Source organism: Glycomyces halotolerans, from assembly GCF_054779575.1.
This window is the reverse complement of record NZ_BAAGXZ010000030.1, coordinates 1-20,370: the sequence shown is the minus strand read 5'-3', so window position 1 is coordinate 20,370 and position 20,370 is coordinate 1. Positions and strand designations below refer to the sequence as shown.

Annotated in this window: 17 protein-coding genes, 2 tRNA genes and 1 pseudogene; 6 read left to right on the top strand and 14 right to left on the bottom strand. The window is 70.3% G+C overall.

Going from position 1 to position 20,370, the window contains the following annotated elements; genetic code table 11:
- Positions 1-106: 106 nt before the first annotated feature.
- The gene (locus tag ACYVL2_RS18585) at positions 107-688 is read right to left on the bottom strand and encodes an ATP:cob(I)alamin adenosyltransferase (RefSeq protein ID WP_460546120.1); all 582 of its coding nucleotides are present in this window, start codon (positions 686-688) and stop codon (positions 107-109) included.
- Positions 689-713: 25 nt separating this feature from the next.
- Here ACYVL2_RS18585 and ACYVL2_RS18580 point away from each other — a divergent pair.
- Positions 714-1,556 (top strand): annotated as a pseudogene (locus ACYVL2_RS18580) (3-hydroxyacyl-CoA dehydrogenase family protein); the annotation flags it as partial.
- 263 nt (positions 1,557-1,819) lie between these two features.
- On the opposite strand, the gene ACYVL2_RS18575 reads toward ACYVL2_RS18580, so the two are convergent.
- From ACYVL2_RS18575 to ACYVL2_RS18545, 7 genes are all read right to left on the bottom strand, one after another.
- Positions 1,820-2,233: a hotdog family protein gene (locus tag ACYVL2_RS18575; RefSeq protein WP_460546118.1), complete on the bottom strand. Its 414-nt coding sequence runs from the start codon at positions 2,231-2,233 to the stop codon at positions 1,820-1,822.
- Complete coding sequence (locus ACYVL2_RS18570; RefSeq protein WP_460546116.1) at positions 2,230-2,598, bottom strand: hotdog family protein; 369 nt, start codon at positions 2,596-2,598, stop codon at positions 2,230-2,232. The genes ACYVL2_RS18575 and ACYVL2_RS18570 overlap by 4 nt, the downstream gene beginning before the upstream one ends.
- A gap of 45 nt (positions 2,599-2,643) precedes the next feature.
- Entirely contained in the window at positions 2,644-2,814 is a 171-nt protein-coding gene (rpmG, locus tag ACYVL2_RS18565) for a 50S ribosomal protein L33 (RefSeq protein WP_460546154.1), read from the bottom strand.
- Positions 2,815-2,918: 104 nt separating this feature from the next.
- Positions 2,919-2,990 (bottom strand) — tRNA-Met (locus ACYVL2_RS18560).
- Between the two features lie 79 nt (positions 2,991-3,069).
- Positions 3,070-3,142 (bottom strand) — tRNA-Thr (locus tag ACYVL2_RS18555).
- A gap of 105 nt (positions 3,143-3,247) precedes the next feature.
- On the bottom strand, positions 3,248-5,767 hold the full coding sequence (locus tag ACYVL2_RS18550) for a putative bifunctional diguanylate cyclase/phosphodiesterase (protein ID WP_460546114.1): 2,520 nt from the start codon (positions 5,765-5,767) through the stop codon (positions 3,248-3,250).
- A gap of 26 nt (positions 5,768-5,793) precedes the next feature.
- Positions 5,794-6,021 carry a hypothetical protein gene (locus ACYVL2_RS18545; protein WP_460546112.1) on the bottom strand — a complete coding sequence of 76 codons (228 nt, stop codon included), beginning with the start codon at positions 6,019-6,021 and terminating at the stop codon, positions 5,794-5,796.
- Between the two features lie 275 nt (positions 6,022-6,296).
- On the opposite strand from ACYVL2_RS18545, the gene ACYVL2_RS18540 reads away from it, so the two are divergent.
- The gene (locus tag ACYVL2_RS18540; RefSeq protein ID WP_460546110.1) at positions 6,297-7,280 is read left to right on the top strand and encodes a biliverdin-producing heme oxygenase; all 984 of its coding nucleotides are present in this window, start codon (positions 6,297-6,299) and stop codon (positions 7,278-7,280) included.
- Between the two features lie 115 nt (positions 7,281-7,395).
- Positions 7,396-8,181, top strand: coding sequence for a M23 family metallopeptidase (locus ACYVL2_RS18535; protein ID WP_460546108.1), 786 nt, complete (start codon positions 7,396-7,398; stop codon positions 8,179-8,181).
- A 7-nt stretch (positions 8,182-8,188) separates the two neighbouring features.
- On the opposite strand, the gene pcrA is transcribed toward ACYVL2_RS18535, so the two are convergent.
- From pcrA to ACYVL2_RS18515, 4 genes are all read right to left on the bottom strand, one after another.
- Positions 8,189-10,429: an ATP-dependent DNA helicase gene (gene pcrA, locus ACYVL2_RS18530; protein WP_460546106.1), complete on the bottom strand. Its 2,241-nt coding sequence runs from the start codon at positions 10,427-10,429 to the stop codon at positions 8,189-8,191.
- Between the two features lie 73 nt (positions 10,430-10,502).
- Complete coding sequence (locus ACYVL2_RS18525; protein WP_460546104.1) at positions 10,503-10,775, bottom strand: chorismate mutase family protein; 273 nt, start codon at positions 10,773-10,775, stop codon at positions 10,503-10,505.
- A gap of 246 nt (positions 10,776-11,021) precedes the next feature.
- Positions 11,022-12,143 (bottom strand): thioester domain-containing protein, encoded by a 1,122-nt coding sequence (locus ACYVL2_RS18520; RefSeq protein ID WP_460546102.1) that lies wholly within the window; start codon positions 12,141-12,143, stop codon positions 11,022-11,024.
- A gap of 375 nt (positions 12,144-12,518) precedes the next feature.
- A complete protein-coding gene (locus ACYVL2_RS18515) occupies positions 12,519-13,637 on the bottom strand; it encodes a thioester domain-containing protein (protein ID WP_460546101.1) in 1,119 nt (372 codons plus the stop codon).
- Positions 13,638-13,870: 233 nt separating this feature from the next.
- On the opposite strand from ACYVL2_RS18515, the gene ACYVL2_RS18510 reads away from it, so the two are divergent.
- Positions 13,871-15,118, top strand: coding sequence for a phosphatidylserine decarboxylase (locus ACYVL2_RS18510; protein ID WP_460546099.1), 1,248 nt, complete (start codon positions 13,871-13,873; stop codon positions 15,116-15,118).
- 3 nt (positions 15,119-15,121) lie between these two features.
- On the opposite strand, the gene ACYVL2_RS18505 is transcribed toward ACYVL2_RS18510, so the two are convergent.
- Both ACYVL2_RS18505 and guaA read right to left on the bottom strand, forming a co-directional pair.
- Positions 15,122-16,039: an NUDIX hydrolase gene (locus ACYVL2_RS18505; protein WP_460546097.1), complete on the bottom strand. Its 918-nt coding sequence runs from the start codon at positions 16,037-16,039 to the stop codon at positions 15,122-15,124.
- A 31-nt stretch (positions 16,040-16,070) separates the two neighbouring features.
- The gene (gene guaA / locus ACYVL2_RS18500; RefSeq protein ID WP_460546095.1) at positions 16,071-17,615 is read right to left on the bottom strand and encodes a glutamine-hydrolyzing GMP synthase; all 1,545 of its coding nucleotides are present in this window, start codon (positions 17,613-17,615) and stop codon (positions 16,071-16,073) included.
- Between the two features lie 91 nt (positions 17,616-17,706).
- Between guaA and ACYVL2_RS18495 the strand changes: the two genes are divergently transcribed.
- Positions 17,707-19,791, top strand: coding sequence for an FUSC family protein (locus ACYVL2_RS18495; protein WP_460546093.1), 2,085 nt, complete (start codon positions 17,707-17,709; stop codon positions 19,789-19,791).
- Between the two features lie 392 nt (positions 19,792-20,183).
- The coding region (locus ACYVL2_RS18490; RefSeq protein WP_460546091.1) for a hypothetical protein at positions 20,184-20,370 on the top strand (187 nt) is incomplete at its 3' end.

Below are 20,370 nucleotides of genomic sequence, written 5' to 3'. Positions count from 1 at the left end.
TTTCATTCATCCTTGCGGATGTTACCGATCACGTCAAGCCGTGAGCGGGCCTATCCGGCGTAACGATTCAGCAACGCAGTTCCGGAGCCGATCCGTCCCGCTCAGGTCAACCTTGGGACTTCTTCGGCTGCCAGAGTACATCGTTGCCGCCGTTGGCCGTGCGCGCCAACACGAACAAGAGATCCGACAGTCTATTGAGGTAAGTGACCGGGGTGGTCTCGGTGGTTTCGGGCTCCGCTGCCAGCAGCGCCCAGGTCGACCGCTCGGCCCGCCGGGCCACGGTGCAGGCCTGGTGCAGCAGCGCCGCGCCCGGGGAGCCGCCGCGGAGGATGAACGACCGCAGCGGCTGCAGTGCCGCGTTGAACTCGTCGATCCACTCCTCCAGCCGGCTCACATAGCCCTCGTCGATCCGCAGCGGGGGGTGCTTCGGGTCCGCGACGACCGGGGTCGACAGATCGGCGCCGACGTCGAACAGGTCGTTCTGCACCGCGGTGAGCACCACCGACATCCGCTCGGTGATCTCTCCTCGGTGGAGCGCCAGCGCCGAGCCGACGACGGCATTGACCTCGTCGACGTCGCCGTAGGCGGCCAGCCGCGGATCGGTCTTGGGGACGCGGGAGAAGTCGGCGAGTCCGGTCGTGCCGTCGTCGCCGGTTTTCGTATAGATCTTGGTGAGATTGACCGCCATACTCCAGACCATATAGCCTCACCGCATGGCGCATGTTGCGGTAATCGGTTCGGGACTCATGGGTTCGGGCATCGCGCAGGTCGCGGGCCTGGCGGAGTGGGAAGTGACGCTCATCGACAGTGATCCGGCGGCGCTGGATCGGGCCTCGGCCTCGATCGGCGACTCGCTCGACCGCTTCGTGGCCAAGGGCAAGATCGGCGAGGCCGACGCCCGAGGCGCGCAGGAGCGGATCACCGCGACCACCGACCTGGGCGAGGCCGCGCGCGCCGAGATCGTCGTCGAAGCCGTCTTCGAGCGGCTGCAGGTCAAACAGGACGTGTTCGCCGAGCTCTCGCGCATCTGCGGTCCCGACACGGTGCTGGCGACCAACACCTCGGCGATTCCGATCACCGAGATCGCCTCCGCCGCCTCGCACCCCGAACGGGTGGTCGGCACGCACTTCTTCTCCCCCGTCCCGATGATGCGGCTGTGCGAACTGGTGCGCGGGCTGCACACGAGCGATGAGGCCCTTTCCAAGGCCCGCGCGTTCGCCGAGAGCGCCGGGAAGACCTGCGTGGTGGTGAACCGGGACGTGGCCGGCTTCGCGACCACCCGGCTGATCTGCGCGTTCGTCAACGAGGCGGTGTCACTGGTCGAGGACGGCGTGATCTCGGCAGAGGACCTCGACACGGCGTGTCGGCTCGGGTTCGGGCATCCGATGGGCCCCTTGGCGACCGCGGACCTCACCGGCATCGACGTGATCACGCACGCCACGGAGAACATCTACGAGGACACCGCCGACGCGAAGTTCTTCCCGCCCTCGCTGCTGCGCCGCATGGTCGCGTCCGGCCGCATCGGCCGCAAGTCCGGCGAGGGCTTCTTCGACTACGAGTTATCCACAGGGCCGAAGCGTTATCCACAGGCGGGGAAACTCGTGTTGCGTCACGAGTCCGGCATCGGTGATGATCGTGCAAAAACCCGAAACCAGGCTTCATTCCCCTGGGCAGGCCAGGTGGTGCAAGTGGGATTCCGCAGACACCGCCGAACCAGACCGCGCGCGGGTCGCCCCCGCGCGCGCCGCCTGCCGAGGGACCCGCGGGAACAGCGGAGGCCCGGCGCGCTCCGGACGCGCCGGGCTTCTGCTCGGGAAATCTAGGCCATGGACAGGGTGGCGCGGGCCGGGGCCAGGACCTTCTCGCCGGCGCTGTAGGCGGTGATGGCCAGCTCCAGCGTCTCGGCTTCGGCCTTGCGGACCTTCGCCTCGATCTCGACGACCGCGCCGGTCTCGGCGGGGACGACGACGGGCTTGGCGAAGCGGGCCGACAGGTCGGTCAAGTCGGCCCGCAGCCCCGAGTCGGCGAGCCATTCGAGGACGGCCCGGGAGACCAGGCCCATGGTGTACATGCCGTGGGCGATGACGTCGGGCAGGCCGGCGGCCTTCGCGGCGGTCTCGTCGAGGTGGATCGGGTTGTGGTCGCCGGAGGCGTCGGCGTAGGCGGCCAGGTCCGAGCGGTGCACCGCGAAGGAGGCGCTGAACACCGTCTGGCCGGCGGCGAGGTCGTTCATGCGGTCGCTCCCGCCACGAAGAGGGTCGTCCAGACCTCGGCGATCAGGCCCTCGGCGTCGGTGACGTCGGTGCGCAGGCCGAGCAGGTCGTTGCCCCCGACCGTCTTGATCGACTCGACGGTGACGGTGCAGGCGATCTCGTCGCCGACCTCGAGTCGGCGGTGGTACGCGAAGCGCTGGTCGCGGTGGAGGACCTTCGAGAAGTCGAGCCCGAAGTCGGGGTCGTCGATGAGCGGGTCCGCCGCGGGCAGCGTGAGCGAGATCAGGTAGGTAGGCGGCACCGTCGCCCTGTCGGACATGCCGAGGGCGGCGGCGAAGCGCGCGACCGAGTCGGCGGTGATCGCCACCGGTTCGGTCGTCGGCAAGGACCGGCCTACATACGAAGCGTTGAGCATGCCGCTCTGGAGGGCCTAGCGGGTCTCTTTGTGAGCTCGCGAGGTCTTGCAGCGCGGGCAGTACTTCTTCAGCTCGAGCCGGTCGGGGTTGTTCCGCCGGTTCTTCTTCGTGATGTAGTTGCGCTCCTTGCACTCCACGCACGCCATGGTGATCTTGGGGCGAACGTCGGTAGCCTTGGCCACGATGAGTGCCTTCCTCGTAAATGCAGCGGACCCTGCTGGTCCGCTGACCGGACAAAACAAAAGCGTCGACTAGCCTAGCTCGGTAAGCAGTCGACGCCGATCACGAGTAGCGATGGCCGGGATCGAACCGGCGACACAACGATTATGAGTCGTTTGCTCTACCACTGAGCTACACCGCCGTGTGTGCCCACTGCCACCAGATGGATCTGCGAGGGCAGTCGAAACACTGGTCCGATGTACGGATCGGCAGTGCTTCCGAGCCCCAAAACGGAATCGAACCGTTGACCTTCTCCTTACCATGGAGACGCTCTGCCGACTGAGCTATTGGGGCGCTCGCGCTCTCACGCGGCCTTGACAAGAGTACATGATCCCGGCCGGAGTTCCTAAGCGGGGCCGCTCATGCGGTTCAGACCACAACGGCGGTCCGGGGCGGTTCTCAGACGGCGCGGAGCCGCCCGGAATCGCCGCCGCCCTGGCTCTCCAGCCAGGCCGCGAAGCGGTCCGGCGGCAGCGGCCGCGAGTAGTAGTAGCCCTGGCCGGTCTCGCACTCCATCGCCCGCAGCTCCTCCACGGTCTGGTGCGACTCGATGCCCTCGGCGACCACGTCGACCTCGAAGTGCCGGGCCAGCCCCAGCACGGCCCGCACGATCGCCCGGTCGTCGCGGTCGGTGGCCATACCCTGGACGAAGCGCAGGTCGATCTTGATCTCCTGGATCGGCAGCCGCCGCAGGTACGCCAGCGACGAGTAGCCGGTCCCGAAGTCGTCGACCGACAGCCGCACGCCCATCGCGTGGAGCCGGTCGAGCACCGGCGAGAGCCGCGACCCGTCGGCGACCATGTCGTCCTCGGTGATCTCGAACGTCAGCCGCTCCGGCGGCACTGCGTACCGCTCGAGCAGTTCGGCGACCCGGCCGGGGAAGGCCGCGTCGGCGAGCGTGCGCGGCGAGAGGTTCACCGCCATCGGCAGCGGCCCGTCCTCGCGGGACCACTCGACCGAGCGGCGCAGCGCCTCGTCGAGGACCATGTCGGTGAGCTTGCCCAGCTGCCCGGTGGAGCCGGCGATCGCGATGAACTCCTCGGGCGAGACCGGACCGTACGTCGGATGCGACCAGCGCACCAGGGCCTCCGCGCCGGCCAGCGCGCCGCCGTCGAGTTCGACCATCGGCTGGAAGTGGACCTCCAGCTCGTCGCCGTCAAGGGCGCGGCGCAGGTCCGCGGCGAGGCCGATGCGGCGCAGGCTCTCGGACTCGAGCCCGGAGTGGTAGGCCTGGACGCCGTCGCCGGCGTTCTTGGCTTGGCGGGTGGCGCTGTCGGCGCGTTGGAGCAGTTCGTCGGCGTCGGTGGCGAAGTCGGGGTGGGTGACGACGCCGACGGCGGCCGAGAGGTCGACGGCGACGCCGCTGAACTCGAAGGGGCCTTGCAGCTCGGCTCGCAGGCGCCGGGCGATGTCGGCGGCGGCTTCGGTGGAGGGCAGGCGTGTCTGCAGGATGAATTCGTCGGAGTCGATGCGGCCGATGAAGGAGGCGTCGGGGGCGTGCTCGGTGAGGCGGCGGCTGAACTCCACGAGCATGGCGTCGCCGGCCTCGTGGCCGAGGGCGTCGTTGATCTCGTGCATGCCGTCGACGTCGAACATGAGGACGGCTACGACTTCGCTGGGCACGGTGATGCGCAGGGCCTCTTGGAGGGCGGCGAGGCTGCGGCGGCGGTTGGCCAGGCCGGTGAGCGGGTCGTGGTAGGCGTCGTAGCGGAGCTGGTCGATCAGGCGGGAGTTGTCGACCGCGACGCTGACGTGAGCGGCGATGGTCTCGAGCAGTTCGAGGTCGACGGGGACGAACAGGGACATCTCGCCGCCGATGCGGTCGGCGACCGAGAGGCATCCGTAGACGTCGTCGCCGCTGCGCAGCGGCACGAGCATGGCGCCGCGCAGTCCGGCGGCCTGGAGTTCTTCGCGCTGGTGGCGGGTGCCGGACTTGGAGCCGATCATGAGGGGCTCTCCGGTGGCGATGACGGTTCGCTGCAGCGATTCGGGCACCGGGTCGAGGTCGGTGAGCCCGACTTCGTCGAGTTCGGCGGTGAGGCGGATCTCGGGGTAGCGGCCGCCGGCGGGGACCCAGACGGTCGCCGATTCGGCGGCGAGGATCTCGCGCAGTCGTCCGAGCATGGCGTCGATGAGCCGGTTGGAGCGCACCGAGTCGGCGACGAGCTGGGTGAAGGTGTTCAGCTCGCGCAGGACGTGCCGTTGCTGGCGCAGTTTCATGTAGCTGCGCGCCAGGTAGAGCATGGCGGCGGTCACGATGGCGACCGGGATGGCGGCCCACATGGTGGCGTCGAAGAGCACCAGGAGGATCAGGCCGACCGAGGCGGCCAGGATCGGTCCGATCAGGGTGAGCGAGAAGGCCAGCCAGGCTTTGACGACGCTGTCCCATCCGGAGATGACGAACAGGACCATGGAGATGAGGATCGTGGTGACCAGTCCGGTCAGCAGGCTCGCGCCGACCAGGACGCCCCAGGTCCTCGGGTCGGTGGCCGCGCCGAGTCCGACGAAGTGGACGAAGCCGGTCGCCACGGCGGTGCCGCTGGTGGTGAGCCCGATGTTGAACAGCGGTTTGAAGGCCCCGATGTCCTTGCGGATGTACCGTCCGGTGTAGAAGATCAGGGACGAGACGAGGCGGGCCGCCACGACCCAGAACGGGCCCAGGTAGAACAGGGCGACGACCAGCGGTATGTCAGTGAGGTTGAACGCGATCCGCAGGCCTCTGGCGTGGTGTTCGACCAGGAGGCCCTGCGTGAGCAGGAAGGCTCCGACCAGGAGCGGGAACCCGATGACGGGAAAGCGAGCGGGGGGGCCGAACGCGATCAGTGCGGCCGCGCCCCCCGCGAGGACCATGACGGTGAACACCCACGGCAGCACCCTGAAGAGGGTGGGGTACCGCGACCGGATCACCGACTCGCCCACCTAAGGACTCCACGGACGTGGAACCGTTATCCGATTTCGCCGGAGCTGGAAGTCGAGGAGAACCCGATTTCGCCCGAGCTGCCGTTCGGGTCCACGACGCCGATCTCACCGGAGCTGCCGCCGGTCGGGTCGAGGACGCCGATCTCGCCGGAGCTGGCGGATGCGGCAGAGGCGGTCCCAGCGACGAGTCCGAGCGCGAGCAGGCCGGCTGCGGCGGCAGCGGCGAGCTTCTTGAGCAGTCTGACCGGTTTCACGAGGCCTCCCGTGAGGTTCGAATTGGTAGTAGCCATGGGGACCAGTACAGCCATCGTGCCACAGTCCTCTCTCACATGGGAAGTCCTGTGGACTGAATCTAAGGCTAATTCTGGCTCAGCCGTACGTATGAGTGCGACTTCCCTCATTGTCGCCGATGCGGATCGGAGGCGCGCGGACGGGTCCGACGCCCGGTGTCCGTGGCGAAAACCACCGTCTCCGGTTAGGCTTGCCTTACTCTCGATTGTGATCACCGCCGCAGCTTTGGGGGCCGTCCATGACCGCGAACACCTCCGCCGACGACCTCGACGCAGCGCCGTTCTCGGTTCGCCTCCGGCGGGCGAGTTGGGTGCGCCACCAGGCGCTCGACCCGACCGCGGACGACCGGCCGGGCACGCCCGGGGTGTTCGAACGGCTCTTCGACGGCACGCTGCCGGTCGGTGATTACACGCGCTGGCACGCTCAGCAGTACTTCGTGTACGAGGCGATCGAGGCCGCCGGGGAGCGTTGGCGCGGCCACCCGGTCGCCGGGGCGTTCGTTTTCGACGAGTTGCTGCGGGCCGAGGCGATCGCGGCTGACCTGGAGTTCCTCATCGGACCGGGTTGGAGGGCGGTCGCGGCTCCGCTGGAGTCGACGAGCCGGTACGTCGAGCGGATCGAGCGGTCCGCGAACGCGGATCCGGGCGGCTACATCGCCCACTCCTACACCCGCTACCTCGGTGATCTCTCTGGCGGGCAGGCGTTCGGCAAGGCCGCGCGCCGTGCCTACGGTTTCGCCGAGCGCGGCGCGGCCTTCTACCGCTTCGCGTCGATCGACGACATCGGCGCCTTCAAAAACGAATATCGCTCGCGTTTGGACGCGGCCGCGCTCGGCGAGAGCGAGCGGCGCGCCGTCATCGACGAGGTGCTCGGCGCTTACGACTACAATGGAGCGCTGCTGGAGGAGCTCGCCGCCGGTTTCGCCTCCCCCGATCCGTTCGGCGAGGAGGCCGTCGCCGCGATCTGCCGCCACATGAACGTCGACCACGCCGAAGACACGCTCGTGATCTGCCGGGCCGCCGGCGGTCGCCCCGAGGCGACCGCGGCCCGCATGACCGGTCTCGACGGCGACGGCGGCGACTTCGCCGTCACCGTCCCCGGCGGCGAGGCGGCCGTCCGCATCCCGTGGTCGCGCAGGCTGACCGAGCGGGCCGAGGTGCGCACCGAGGTGGTGCGGCTCTTCACCGCCTCCCGGGAGCTGCTGCGACACACCGGCCGGTGACGAATCTCGCGCCGGTGCCGCGCACGGCGTTACGGTGACCCGGTCGTCAGGCTCACGCCCGGACACCGCCGGAGCGGTCCGGGGCGATGAGCGAAGCCACGGACCCGGAGGATCGATGTCCGAACGCGGACCGGCCCACGCCTGCACCGTCCGACGTCATGCCGCCCGGCCCCACCGTTTGCGAGGCCGTCACCGCGCTTCATGGGCCGCCGAGCTCTCACCGCTGCTGAGCGGCACGCAGAGCCGCTACACCGCCGTGGTCGGCACGGCCGTCGCCGGGGCCTCGGCCGTGGCGATCGCCTCGGCCGCGGGCATGCCGGCCGGCGACCCGGCACCCGCCGACTCCGAGGCCGCCGCCGACGTCGCCGCGATCGCCGCGCAGTCGGCCGCGCCCGAGCAGCACCGGTCGCAGGCGAGCGGGCCGGTCGATGCCGAACCGTCGTCGCAGGTCCAGCGGAGCGCCTCGCAGGAGACCTCCCGGGTCTCGCCGGTCGCCGTCCAGGAGGCGCAGGTGACGTGGGCGCCGATGCTCGACCGGATCGACATCACCTCGCTGTTCGGGCAGCGCTGGGGCCGCAACCACAACGGCGTCGACTTCGCGGCCGCGGTCGGCACGCCGATCTACGCGGCCTACCCCGGCACGGTGACGTTCGCGGGCTGGCAGAACGGTTACGGCAATGTCGTGATCATCGACCACGGCGAGGGCGTCGAGACCCGCTACGCGCACAACTCCGAGCTCACCGTCGCCGAAGGCCAGTGGGTCGAGGCCGGCGAGCAGATCTCCGAGGCCGGCAACACCGGCTTCTCCCTCGGCCCCCACCTCCACTTCGAAGTGCATGTGGACGGAGAGCCGGTGGAGCCGCTCGGGTACCTCGAGTCGGCCGGCCTCGAGCTGCGCTGACCGCCGATCAGAGCTTGGTCAGCGGCGCGAGCCGCAGGATCACCCATTTGGGCTCGCCGTCGCCGAAGTCGATGCGGACCTGGGCGCGCGGACCGGAGCCTTTGAGCTCGACGACCCGGCCGAGCCCCCACTTGTCGTGGTTGACGCGGTCGCCGACTTCGAGGACCGGCACGTCCCCGGCCTCGCGCACCGCGATCGGCTGCCCGAACGAGGGGGTCTTGCTCTTGACCGGTCGGGGCGGCGGAGCCGACTCGGTCCATTCGATCAAGGTCGAGGGGATCTCCGACAAGAACCGGCTGGCGGCGTAGAACTCAGGCTGCCCGAAGACGTTGCGGGTCCCGGCGCGGGTCAGGTGGAGGTGCTTGCGGGCCCGGGTGAGGCCCACGTAGGCCAGGCGCCGCTCCTCTTCGAGGTCCCCGGGCTTGGACATGGACCGCTCGTGCGGGAACATGCCGTCGTCCATGCCGGTGAGGAACACGGTGTCGAACTCGAGGCCCTTGGCGGTGTGGAGGGTCATGAGCGTGACCTGGCCGCCGTCCTCGGCCTCGGGGTCGGGGATCGCGTCGGCGTCGGAGACCAGGGCGACGTGCTCGAGGAACGAGGCGACGTCGGGAGCGGCGTCGTCCTCGTCGTCGACACCGCCGCGCACGGCCTGCTCGGTGAACTCGTGGGCCACGGCCACGAGCTCCTGGAGGTTCTCGACCCGGCCCTCGTCGCGCGGGTCGTTGCTCTGCTCGAGCCCTTCGAGGTAGCCGGTGTCGGCGATGAGCTTGTCGAGGACCTCTTCGGGCGGGGCGGTCTCGGCCAGGGCGGTGGCCTCGTCGACGATCTGGCAGAACCGCTTGATGCCGCTGCGGGCGCGGGCCGAGACGCCCGGGGCCTCGTCGACGCGGTGCAGCGCGGCCGGGAAGGAGACGCCGAGCCTCGCGGCCAGGGCCTCGACCTCGGCGACGGCGCGGTCGCCGACGCCGCGTTTGGGGACGTTGACCACGCGCTGGGCGGCGACGGTGTCGTCGCCGTTGACGGTGAGCTTCAGGTACGCCAACAGGTCGCGGACCTCTTTGCGCTCGTAGAAGCGGACGCCGCCGACGACCTTGTAGGGGATGCCGCGGCGCACGAAGACCTCTTCGAAGGCGCGGGACTGGGCGTTGGTCCGGTAGAAGATCGCCGTGTCGCCGAAGGTGGTCTCGCCGGCGTCGGCGAGCTCGTCGATGCGGCCGGCGACCCAGGCGGCCTCGTCGTGCTCGTTGTCGCCGGTGTGGCCGAGGATGGTCGGGCCGTCGCCGACGTCGCTCCAGAGCTTCTTGTCGCCGGCTCTGCCGCGCTGGGTGTTGTTCTGGATGACGTGGTTGGCCGCGTCGAGGATGTTCTGGGTCGAGCGGTAGTTCTGCTCGAGCAGGATCGTCTTGGCGTCGGGGTAGTCGCGCTCGAACTCGATGATGTTGCGGATGGTGGCGCCGCGGAAGGCGTAGATGGACTGGTCGGCGTCGCCGACCACGCACAGTTCCGAGGCGTCCTCGCCGGTGCCGACGAGCTCGCGCACGAGGACGTACTGGGCGTGGTTCGTGTCCTGGTACTCGTCGACCAGGACGTGGCGGAACCGCATCCGGTAGGACCGGGCCAGGTCGGGAAAATCCTGGAGGAGACCGACCGTGACGCCGATGATGTCGTCGAAGTCGACCGCGGCGGCCAGGCGGAGCCGCTCGGTGTACTGGGCGTACACGTCGGCGATGAGCCGGGCGCGGGCGCCGTCGGCGTCGGCTGCGGCCTGCTCGGGGCCGATGAGCTCGTTCTTGAGCCGGGAGATCTCGGCGGCGAACCAGCGCGGCGACTGCTTCTTGGAGTCCAGGCCGAGGTCCTTGACGATCTGGGTGAGCAGGCGCCGGGCGTCGTCGGCGTCGTAGACGGTGAAGTTCGACTTCCAGCCCAGCCGGTGGGCCTCGCGGCGCAGCATGCGCAGGCACGCGGAGTGGAAGGTCATGACCCACATCGCGCGGGAGCGGGCACCCACCAGGGAGGCGACGCGTTCGCGCATCTCGGCGGCGGCCTTGTTGGTGAAGGTGATCGCCAGGACCTGGCCGGGGTGCACCCCCCGCTCTGCCAGCAGGTGGGCGATGCGGTGGGTGAGGACGCGGGTCTTGCCCGAGCCCGCCCCCGCGACGATGAGCAGCGGGGACCCGGCGTGCTCGACGGCTTGTCGTTGCGGTTCGTTCAGGCCGGTCAGGAGGGCTTCGGTGGCGTCACTCATAGAGCTGCCATTATGCCGCGCCGGGTATGACACTCCCCAGGAGGCACGGTCGGCGCGGCACGGCCCCGGTGCGCTAAAGCGGGCCCCGTCCGGCCCTGAGGATGAGCATGGCGATCTGGACGCCGTCCTCGCCGAGCGCGCTGCGGTACTTGTCGAGGATGGCGCGTTCGCGGTCGAGGACCAGGCGGGTGCCGCCGTTGGCCATGCGGATCTCGCCGATGCGCTTGGACAGGCCGGCGCGCTCGTGCCAGAGGCGGATGATCTCGGCGTCGAGTTCGTCGATCCGGCCGCGCAGGTCGTCGAGTTCCTCGGTGGAAGCCTGGTCGGCGGCAGTGGTGGTGGACATCAGGGTCGCTCCTTCGGAGAGTGCTCGGTTCACGGTGACCGGGCTGGAGCCCCAGGCGCGGAAATGCCCCGGGCGCTTCGCCCGGGGCAGTAGGTTCGCAGTCAGCGCGACGACCTACGGCCCGGACGACCCGTGCCGTAGTAAAAGTAAAATCGCGCGTTCTGGTTCACGTCGCCAAGTATGCCACACGCCCGCCGGCACAGCCAGCGGGCGCGTGGGTCGGATCTCACTTCTCAGAGCGGGCCGCTACTGCTCCTCGCTGCCCCAGTCGCCGCCGGCGGCGGCGGCGCGGCGGCGCATGAGCACGATCGCGACCACGCCGGCGACCAGGACCGCGGCGCCGACACCGGCGACGGTCGCGGTGCTCGCGCCGGTGGTCTGCAGCTGCGGCTTCGGCGACGGGCTCTCGGAGGCCGGGGCCTCTTCGACGACGAGCTCGAAGGTCAGCGGCGTGCTGAACTCCTGCGGATGTGCCTCACCAAGGATGAGGTTCTGGCCGGTGACGGTCTCGCCAGCGTCGTCGACCGGCACAAAGGCACGGCCGACCGGAGTCGACCAGACGACGGTGTCGGTGACGATAGACACTGTGGCCGGTTCAGCCTCCTCGAATTCGACGTAGAAGGTCTGCCCGTCGATGAACTCGCTGAGCGCCTCACCGGACTCGTCGACGATGGTGGCGCCCTCGGGCTGCTGGAAGGTGACCGAGTCGATGTTGGTCTGGACCGTGAACGGCCCGACGGTGCTGCCGTCGACGACGGCTTCAGAGTCGTCGTGGGTGAAGGCCGGAGGCGCGGGCTCCTCGGCCGGCGGGGCGTTGGTCACCAGGTGGGTCTGGATGGTCTCGACGGCGGTGTCGAGGTCGGCGCCGCCGCCGGTCGCGTCGCCGGTCCGGATCTGCCAGTCATCGGTCAGCGACCAGACGGCGGCCTGGGTGCCGGCGTAGGCGATCTGGTCGGGGCTGTAGCCCTCGATCTCACCGGCGGTGAGCCCAGCGGCCTCCATCACCGCGTCGGCGTTGGAGCCGTTGTAGCCGTTGAGCAGAACCCCGAGGACCTTCGGGAGATTGTCGACCTTGGTGTCCTCCCAAGCGCTCTCCTGGTGAACGTAGGAGCTGAGGAGGTCGACGTGGATCTGGATGCAGTAGACGGTGCGGACGTTGTCCTCGCTGAGCCGGAGGCCGAGCATGGCCGCTTCCGGGCTCTGGTTGCCGGTCGCGCCATGGAGCTGGATGCCGTCTTCAATGACGACGTCGCCGGAGGCGACCGGTGGTGCGTCGTCGTCTTGCGCCTGGGCGGCGCCGCCGGCTCCGAGACCGAGCGCGATTCCCGCGGCGGCGGCCAGTGTCCCTTTCAGGGCTTTTCTGATCATAGGTGAGTTCCCTTTTATTTTCCGAGGGATTGACGCGTTGATTCTGCCTACGACACGTTAATGACCGCCCGCCGGTTGCATCGCGCGCCGTCGCGGCTCCGCGGCCGCCGCGAACTGGCGTTTCGGACCTTCAACGGAGCCAGAAGGGAGCACTGGGGACTATAACGATTCGGTATCGGAGCATCGTCGCGACGGCGTATGAGGCCGGTGGGACGCGCGAGGCCGGGGCCGCGACGATGTCGCGGCCCCGGCTGCACCATGCGTTCGGCAAGGTCGGTGAGCCGCCGGAGAGCGCCCGGCCCGAACCGGGTCGAAGAGATTCGGACTCTCCGGCGGCAGCGGGGGCGGAACACTCCCCCGCGTGCATCGGTCGGTCTATTCGGCCGCGGACCTGCGGCGGGTCAGCGCGATCGCGGTGAGGCCGCCGATGAGCAGCACCAGGCCGGCGGCGAAGAAGACGCTCAGGCCCGCCCCGGTGACCGGGAGCTGGGGCTTGGGTTCGGCGGGCCGCTCGGTCTCGGGCAACTCGAGGGCGAAGGTCCATTCGGCGGGGATCTCGGCTTCGCGGGGCTGGGCGAGGATGAGCTGCTGGGACGGTGCGGACTTGGCGTATTCGGTGACCCCTTCGGTGATCGACTCCTCGGTGGTGGCCAGGAAGACGCGGCCGACCGGCAGGTCGAAGGCGGCGTGGCCGGTGATGGTGATGCCGGTGGAGTCCTCGTCGAGGACGATGTGGAAGTCCTCGCCGTCGTCGAGGGCGTCGACGTCGTCGCCGGCCTCGTCGACCAGGCGGCCGCCTTCGGCGGCGAGGGTCACGGTCCCGGAGTTGGAGCGGATGGTGTACGGCCCGAATCGTCCATTCTCATAGGAGGCTTCGTCGATGCCGTCGAGGGTGATGTGGTATTCGGAGGGGTCGGGCAGGCGCCCGGTGTTCTCGGTCAGGTGCGCGTAGACCGCGGCGACGGCCTCGTTCTGCTCGTCGGTGCCGTCGATGACGGGGGCGTCGGGGTCGAGCGCGAAGCCGTCGGTGAAGTGCCAGACGGCGGCCTGGGTGCCGGCGTAGGCGACGCGGGCGGTGTCCATGGTGTCCCAGTCGGGGGCCGGCGCGGCGCCGGAGCGGTCGAGCAGCGCCTCGGCGCCGACGTTCGGGTGTCCGTTGGACAGCACCCAGCGGACTTGTTCGAGGTTGGCCACGCCGGAGGCGTCCCAGTCGCCTTCGGCGTAGGGGCTTTCGCCGTCGAGGTCGGTGCGGATGTCGATGCAGTAGACCTGGAGGGTCTCCTCCGTGCCGTGGGGTTTGAGACCGAGCACGTTGGCCCACACGTCGAAACGGTCGCCGTCGAGTTCGCCGGTCAGCTCCAGGCCCTCGGTGATGACGATGTCGCCGGTGACCGGGGCGTCGTCGTCGGTCTCCTGCGCCGAGGCCGCGGTGCCCGCCAGTGCGGTGAGGGCGGTCGCGGACGCGAACGCGGCGAGTCTCAAGTGTCGTGTCATGGGTCTTGGGTCCTCCTGAGGCGGTGAAGTCTGCTCCGCTGTCGAATGGGGAACGATCCTGGTCGGCGGCCCGGCGCGGCCGATCGGCTGAACGACGCGCAGATCACACCAAAAGTACGATGACAAAAAGGCATGTTTCGGTCATATCACCGCGTTCGGTGGCGGCGGGGGCCGTGCGCGAGCGACCCCCGGCAGCGGCCGGGCGGCCGCCGGAGCGCTCTATAGTCTGGGTTATGCCGATCTCGAAAGCCGCCTCCCGCGGCATCACCGACGAATTCAGCCGCCGGCGCGGCCCCAAGAGCGGCCTGGTCGTGGGCGCCGCCTGGGGGAACCCGGTGCTGACGGCGGCACTGGAGACGCTCATGCCGTCCGACCGCCTCACGGTCGTGTGCGAACCCGGCTCCATAGAGGAACTGCGGGCCGCGCTCGACGCCGAGGGCTCGTGGACCGCCGGCAACGTCACCGTGATCGCCGACCTCGCCGAAGCCGAACCGGCCGAACAGGTCATGCTCGCCGCGCCGGTGACGGTCGAAGCCGAGGCGTTCATCGCCGACATCGCGACCCTGCGCGAGAAGGTCCTGCCCGGCGGGGTGCTGTCCTTCGCCGCGACCCTGACCGCCCCGGCTCGCGAGGAGATCGCCGAACTGGTCGCCGAGTACGGCATCGGCACCGACCTGATCGTGCGGTCCTTCCCGCCGCTGCGGATCCACAAGCTCCGGATCGGTTCGGCCGCGAGCGAGGCCGAGCCGCGGGGCATCGCGCCCGCCGAGGAACTGGCGCCGGCGTGGCGGGCCTCGTCGGTGCCGCTGACTCCCGGCATGCACGTCGACTCCAACGGCGTCATCATCGGCGGTCTGCTCCTGGGCGCGGCGGTGGCCGTCAAGCGGCTGCGGCCGGCGTCGAAGGCGTGGATGCTGCCGGCCGCCGCGGCCGGTCCGGCCGCGGCGTTCTTCCGCGACCCGCAGCGCGAGGCCGACCTGCGCGGCGAAGACGACGACCCCAGCGCCGTCCTGGCCGCCTCCGACGGCCGCGTCTCGGCGATCGAGACCGTCGTCGACGAACGGTTCGGCGCGGCCACCGGCACCGCCGGCTCCGAGTGGCTGCGGATCTCCTCGCACCTGTCGGTCCTCGACGTCCACATCAACCGCTCGCCGGTGGCCGGTGAGGTCGCCGACGTGTTCCTGGAGAAGGGCGGCTACTCCAAGGTCAGCTCGCCGAGCGCCGAGCACAACACCGCCTGCTACACGGTGCTGGTGACCCCGCGCGGCCGCGTGGTCGTCGCCCAGCGCACCGGGGCGCTGCTGCGGCGGATCGTCAACCGCGCGAAGGTCGGCGCGGCGCTGGCGAAGGGCGAGCGGTACGGACTGATCCGGTTCGGTTCGCGCACCGACGTGTACCTGCCGGCCGGGGCCGCCGAGGCGCACGTCTCCCCCGGTGACCCGATCCGGGCCGGGGAGACCGAGATCGCCAGGTGGATCTGAGGTTCAGGCGCTGGGGCGGGCTGCGAGGGTCTTCAGGTCGACGACCTGCAGCGCGTCCTCCACGGCCGCCGACAGCGGCAGGTCGGCCAGGTCGTCGGCGTCGAACCAGCGCGACTCCGAGGTCGAACCGCCCGCGGCTTCGACGACCTGTGCGGCCGACGGGTCGGTCACCGTCGCCGAGTAGATCGCGCGGACCCCGTGCCAGTCCAGCGGGTAGCCTTCGGGGCCGATCGCGCGGCGGTGCCGGAACGAGGTTACGTTCAACAGTTCACCGACCAGCGCGTCCTGCCCGGTCTCCTCGTAGATCTCGCGGAACACCGCCGCCCGCGGCGCTTCGCCGAAGTCGACGCCGCCGCCGGGCAGATGCCAGGTCCCGGCGCCTGGGTAGCCGTCGGCGATGCGGGCGAGCAGGATCCTCCCGGCCGCGTCGGCGACCACGCCGTACGCGCCGAAACGCTGACCGCGCCTGCGGCGGCCCTTCTTGGCCTTTGCCGGCGGAGTGGGCCGCAGCTCGGTGGGGGTCTTGTCGACCCGCCCGGCCAGCCGGTCGTCGGCCAGGCCCAGGCACGCCGAGACGAACGGCGAATGCGGGTCGGCGGCGGCGCGGGCCGGGTCGACCCACTCGGCGGCGTACCCTTCGTCGGGCGAGCCGGCGACGGTCGCCCGGTAGATGATCGCGTTGGTGTGCGTGCCGCGCCTGGCCACCGCGACCGCTTCCCGCGGCTCGGTCACGGCCACGTCGAGACCGGTGTGTTCGTGGACCAGTCGCCCGGCGGCGTTCCTCGGGGGTTCCCCGTGGTCGATCACACCGCCTGGGAGGTGCCAGGGACCCGCTTCGCATCCGCCTCGACGGCGGCGGGTCAACAGGAGCCGGCCGTTCTCGTCACGTACCTCCCCGTACGCAGCTATCCGGAATTGCATCCCTCAACTGTACGACCTGATCAAGGGACCGCTATTCCCATTCGATCGTGCCCGGGGGCTTGCTGGTGACATCGAGGACGACACGGTTGATCTCGGGCACCTCGTTGGTGATCCGCGTGGAGATCTTCGCCAGCAGCTCGTAGGGCAGCCGCGACCAGTCCGCGGTCATGGCGTCCTCGGAGGTGACCGGGCGCAGCACCACCGGGTGGCCGTAGGTGCGGCTGTCGCCCTGCACGCCCACCGACCGGACGTCGGCCAGCAGCACCACCGGGAACTGCCACACCGACCGGTCCAGGCCGGCGGCCGTCAGCTCGGCGCGCGCGATCGCGTCGGCCGCGCGCAGCAGGTCGAGGCGCTCGCGCGTGACCTCCCCGATGATGCGGATGCCCAGGCCCGGGCCCGGGAACGGGTGGCGCCACACCATCGCCTCCGGCAGGCCCAGTTCGATGCCGATAGCGCGGACCTCGTCCTTGAACAGCGTCCGCAGCGGCTCGATCAGGTCGAACTGCAGGTCGTCGGGAAGCCCGCCGACATTGTGGTGGCTCTTGATGTTCGCCGTGCCGGTCCCGCCGCCGGACTCGACCACGTCCGGGTAGAGCGTGCCCTGGACGAGGAACTCGATGTCCTTCTCGGCGGCGACGTCCCGTGCGGCGGTCTCGAACGTGCGGATGAACTCGCGGCCGATGATCTTCCGCTTCTCCTCGGGATCCGAGACGCCCTGCAGCGCCGCCAGGAACTGCTTCGAGGCGTCCACGGCCCGCACATCGATGCCGGTCAGCTGCGCGTAGTCCTTCTCGACCTGCTCGGACTCGCCCTGCCGCAGCAGCCCGTGGTCGACGAACACGCACGTGAGCTGGTCTCCGATCGCCCGGTGCACCAGCGCGGCCGCGACCGAGGAGTCCACCCCGCCCGACAGCGCGCACAGCACCTGCTTGTCGCCGACTTGAGCGCGGATCGCCTCCACCTGCTCGTCGATGATCTGCGCGTTCGTCCACGACGGCTCGATACCGGCGATGTCGTGCAGGAAATGGCGGATGACCGCCTGACCATGGGGAGTGTGAGCGACCTCCGGGTGGTATTGGACACCCGCGAGCCTCGACTCCAGGTTCTCGAACGCCGCCACCGGCGCACCGGCGGTCGAGGCGACCACCGAGAAGCCCTCGGGGGCCGCGGTCACCGAGTCGCCGTGGCTCATCCACACCGACTGGCGGTCCGGCAGGCCCTCCAGCAGCTTCGAATCCGCGGTCACCTTCAGCTCGGTGCCCCCGTACTCGGAGGTGCCGGTGCGCGTCACGGTGCCGCCCAGGGACTGCGCCATCGCCTGGAAGCCGTAGCAGATCCCGAGGATCGGCACGCCCGAGCCGTAGACGTCCTCGTCGACGTGCGGCGCGCCGTCGGCGTACACGCTCGAAGGCCCGCCCGACAGGATGATCGCCGCCGGGTTCCTGGCGAGCATCTCGCTCGCCGGCATATCGGACGGCACGATCTCCGAATAGACCTGGGCCTCGCGGACCCTGCGGGCGATGAGCTGCGCGTATTGGGCCCCGAAGTCGACCACCAGCACCGGTTGTTGCATGTGGTCAAGCGTAACCGGTCGCGGCCGTCACACCGCGCGGCGCGGCGGCGCGCGGGCCGCATCGCCCCGCCCGGGCCACTAGCCTTGGGGCGTGCTCAACCCCGGCGTCGCCGAATCGCTCAGACGGGTCGGCCGAGACCTGCGGTCATGGACCGCCGGGGAGGCCGCCCCGATACTCGCGCTCCGCGCCGCCGGCGGCCTCGCCGCCGTCCTCATCGTCGTCCACCTCGCCGACGCCCCCGCCTGGGGCACCGCCGCGGTCATGGGCGCCTGGCTCGGCGGCGTCGGCCTGCTCACGCCCGGCAGCCGCACCGAACCGGGCGTGCCCCTGCTCATCGGCCTCGCCGGCGCCGGCGGGCTCCTCCTCGGCTCCATCGGCCACCCCGTCCTCCTGGTCGCCGCCGCGGCCCTCTACGGCCTCGCACTGACCTTCCTCAGCTCCATCTCAACCGCCACCGGCGTCACACTCACCGTCTCCGGACTCGGGTTCTTCCTCGCCGAGCACCTCACCGAAGGCACCGACCCGTGGACCGCCGCGGCAGCCGTCTGCGCCGGCGGCGCCGTCCAAGCGCTCACAGCGCTCCTGCCACCCCGCTACCGGTGGGCCGAAGACCGCCGCGTCCTCGCCGGAGCCTGGAGGGCCCTCGCCGACGAAGCCGAAGCCCTCGCCGACGACCCTCGCGCGCCCTACCGCACCGGCGCGCTCGTCGAAGCCGCCCGCGAACTCGACAAACGCCGAGCCCTCCCCGCCGCCGTCCTCGACGCCCGTGCCCAGATGTACGCCGTCTCCGCCGCCATCGCCCGCGTCGCCTCCGCCCGGGCCCGCGCCGACGCCCGCGACCTCGACACCGTCGCCTTCCACTCCGAAGCGCTCCGCCTCGCCGCCGGACTCCTGCGCCACTTCGCCGACGAGATCACCTCCCGCAGGCCCGCCGCCCTCGACTGGGACGAACTCCTCGAAGGACTCGGACGCAACCCCGTGGCCACCTCCACCGGGACCATCCCCGCCGAGATCAGCGGCCTGCTGCGCACCCTCCACGACACCGAGGGCTACGCCGGCCGGATCGCCACCGGATCGGACGACATCGTCGGCGCCGACCCGACACTGCGCTACGCCACCGGCCAAGCCCGCGAAGCGGTCGCCAAACTCGCCGCCCGACTCCACTGGTCCGACCCGATCGTGCACCACTCCCTGAGGAGGGCGGGCGTGGTCGCGCTGGCGACCGCCGCCGGGATCGCCTGGCCCGGCGGATACGGCTACTGGATCCCGGTGACCGCGTGGCTGGTGCTGCAGGCCGACTTCGCCGGAACCCTCACCAGGGGCGTGACCCGGGCCGTCGGCACGCTCGGCGGCGTGGTCTTCGCCTCGATGCTGAGCATCGTCGTGCCGCACGAGGCGATGTGGCTCAGTCTCATCGTGCTCGCGTTCGCGCTGCTGGCCTACTGGGTGCGGCCGGTGTCGATGCTGGTGTTCGCCGCCGCCGTCGCCGGGTTCACGGTCTTCCAGCTCGACCTCTCCGGAGAGAACGCACTCGGCGCGGCCGTGGGCAGGGCTGTGTCCACATCGGTGGGTGCTTCGCTGTCGATCGGGTTCTACATGCTCGCGCCGAGCTGGCAGACGCGGCGGCTGGGCGACCTGCTGGCGGAACTGGTCGACTCCTACAGCGACTACGCGCGCCTGGCACTGGACCGGCAGGCGCATCCGGCCGACTACGACGCCCCTACCATGCACGCGGTGATCGACGACGTGCGCGCAAAGCGGGCCGCACTCACCACCGCGGCCGAGCAGGCGAAGGCCGAGCCGGTGACCGGGCCGGGGCCGATGTCGGCGGACGCGCTGGGCGCTGAAGGGGCGCTGTCGCGGGCGGCGCGGGCGCTGGTGGCGATCAACGCCAGCGTGGGGCGGGGCGAGGCGGTGGGACTGCCGGGGGTGGAGGCGTTCGGGACGGCGGTGGATGCGGCGTACCGACGGTTGGCGGCGCTGGCTCGGGGCGAGTCGCCGCCGCTGCCGGTGGATTTGGAGGAGGCCGCGCGGAGGCTCGATGAGCAGTTGGCGGAGGGCGATGCGGAGACCCGGGTGCGACGGAGCGTGCTGCGGTGGGAAGTGGACAACCTCATTGAGGCACTGGACGATGCGGGCCTACTGATGGCCGACTGGGACCGGTCCCGGAGCTGAAGGGCTGGGCGGGGCCGGACGTCGGGCTGCGGGTGTGGAGTGAGCCCGGGTCGTTTGTCAGCGACGACGGGGTAGGAGGGCGGCCCTGGTCCTGTCTTCGGCTGTCGGGTGTGTGGGTGGTGCGGGTGGTTTGGCGGCGACGAAGAGGTAGCGGGGTCGTTGGGGTCGTGTCGGCGTGGCCGGGACCGGCGGCGGGCGGGGCCTGTTTGGAGTGTCGCTCGGCTTTCCGCTTGGGCCGCAGACGGTTCGGGGTCGGAACGTGAAAGCATTCGCACCCTAAGAGTGATGGCAAACCAGCCCTGACCTGGGATCATTGAAGTATCAGGCGAACAAGCCACCGGAAACCGGCAGGACGATCGAACACCGGACACCGCGAGAGAGGGGTGTGGCACATGGCAGGCAACCAGGCATCGAACCAGGAACGCTCGGTCAAGTCCGAGGCCATCCACACCAACCTCGACAGGGCCGCCGCCCTCATCAACTCCGTGCACGCTCGTGTGCTGGCCGAGGTGATCGAGGCCCAAGCCTGGCGGATCCACCGCGAGGTCGACGGCTACTCCGCGGTCCGGGCCTGGCTGG

What these genes read in the sequence shown, in the direction of transcription:
- ACYVL2_RS18585 (WP_460546120.1), bottom strand. Translation starts at nt 688, where the DNA reads ATGGCGGTCAATCTCACCAAGATCTATACGAAAACCGGCGACGACGGC.
- ACYVL2_RS18575 (WP_460546118.1), bottom strand. Translation starts at nt 2,233, where the DNA reads ATGAACGACCTCGCCGCCGGCCAGACGGTGTTCAGCGCCTCCTTCGCG.
- ACYVL2_RS18540 (WP_460546110.1), top strand. Translation starts at nt 6,297, where the DNA reads ATGACCGCGAACACCTCCGCCGACGACCTCGACGCAGCGCCGTTCTCG.
- ACYVL2_RS18535 (WP_460546108.1), top strand. Translation starts at nt 7,396, where the DNA reads ATGTCCGAACGCGGACCGGCCCACGCCTGCACCGTCCGACGTCATGCC.
- pcrA (WP_460546106.1), bottom strand. Translation starts at nt 10,429, where the DNA reads ATGAGTGACGCCACCGAAGCCCTCCTGACCGGCCTGAACGAACCGCAA.
- ACYVL2_RS18525 (WP_460546104.1), bottom strand. Translation starts at nt 10,775, where the DNA reads ATGTCCACCACCACTGCCGCCGACCAGGCTTCCACCGAGGAACTCGAC.
- ACYVL2_RS18520 (WP_460546102.1), bottom strand. Translation starts at nt 12,143, where the DNA reads ATGATCAGAAAAGCCCTGAAAGGGACACTGGCCGCCGCCGCGGGAATC.
- ACYVL2_RS18515 (WP_460546101.1), bottom strand. Translation starts at nt 13,637, where the DNA reads ATGACACGACACTTGAGACTCGCCGCGTTCGCGTCCGCGACCGCCCTC.
- ACYVL2_RS18510 (WP_460546099.1), top strand. Translation starts at nt 13,871, where the DNA reads ATGCCGATCTCGAAAGCCGCCTCCCGCGGCATCACCGACGAATTCAGC.
- ACYVL2_RS18505 (WP_460546097.1), bottom strand. Translation starts at nt 16,039, where the DNA reads ATGCAATTCCGGATAGCTGCGTACGGGGAGGTACGTGACGAGAACGGC.
- guaA (WP_460546095.1), bottom strand. Translation starts at nt 17,615, where the DNA reads ATGCAACAACCGGTGCTGGTGGTCGACTTCGGGGCCCAATACGCGCAG.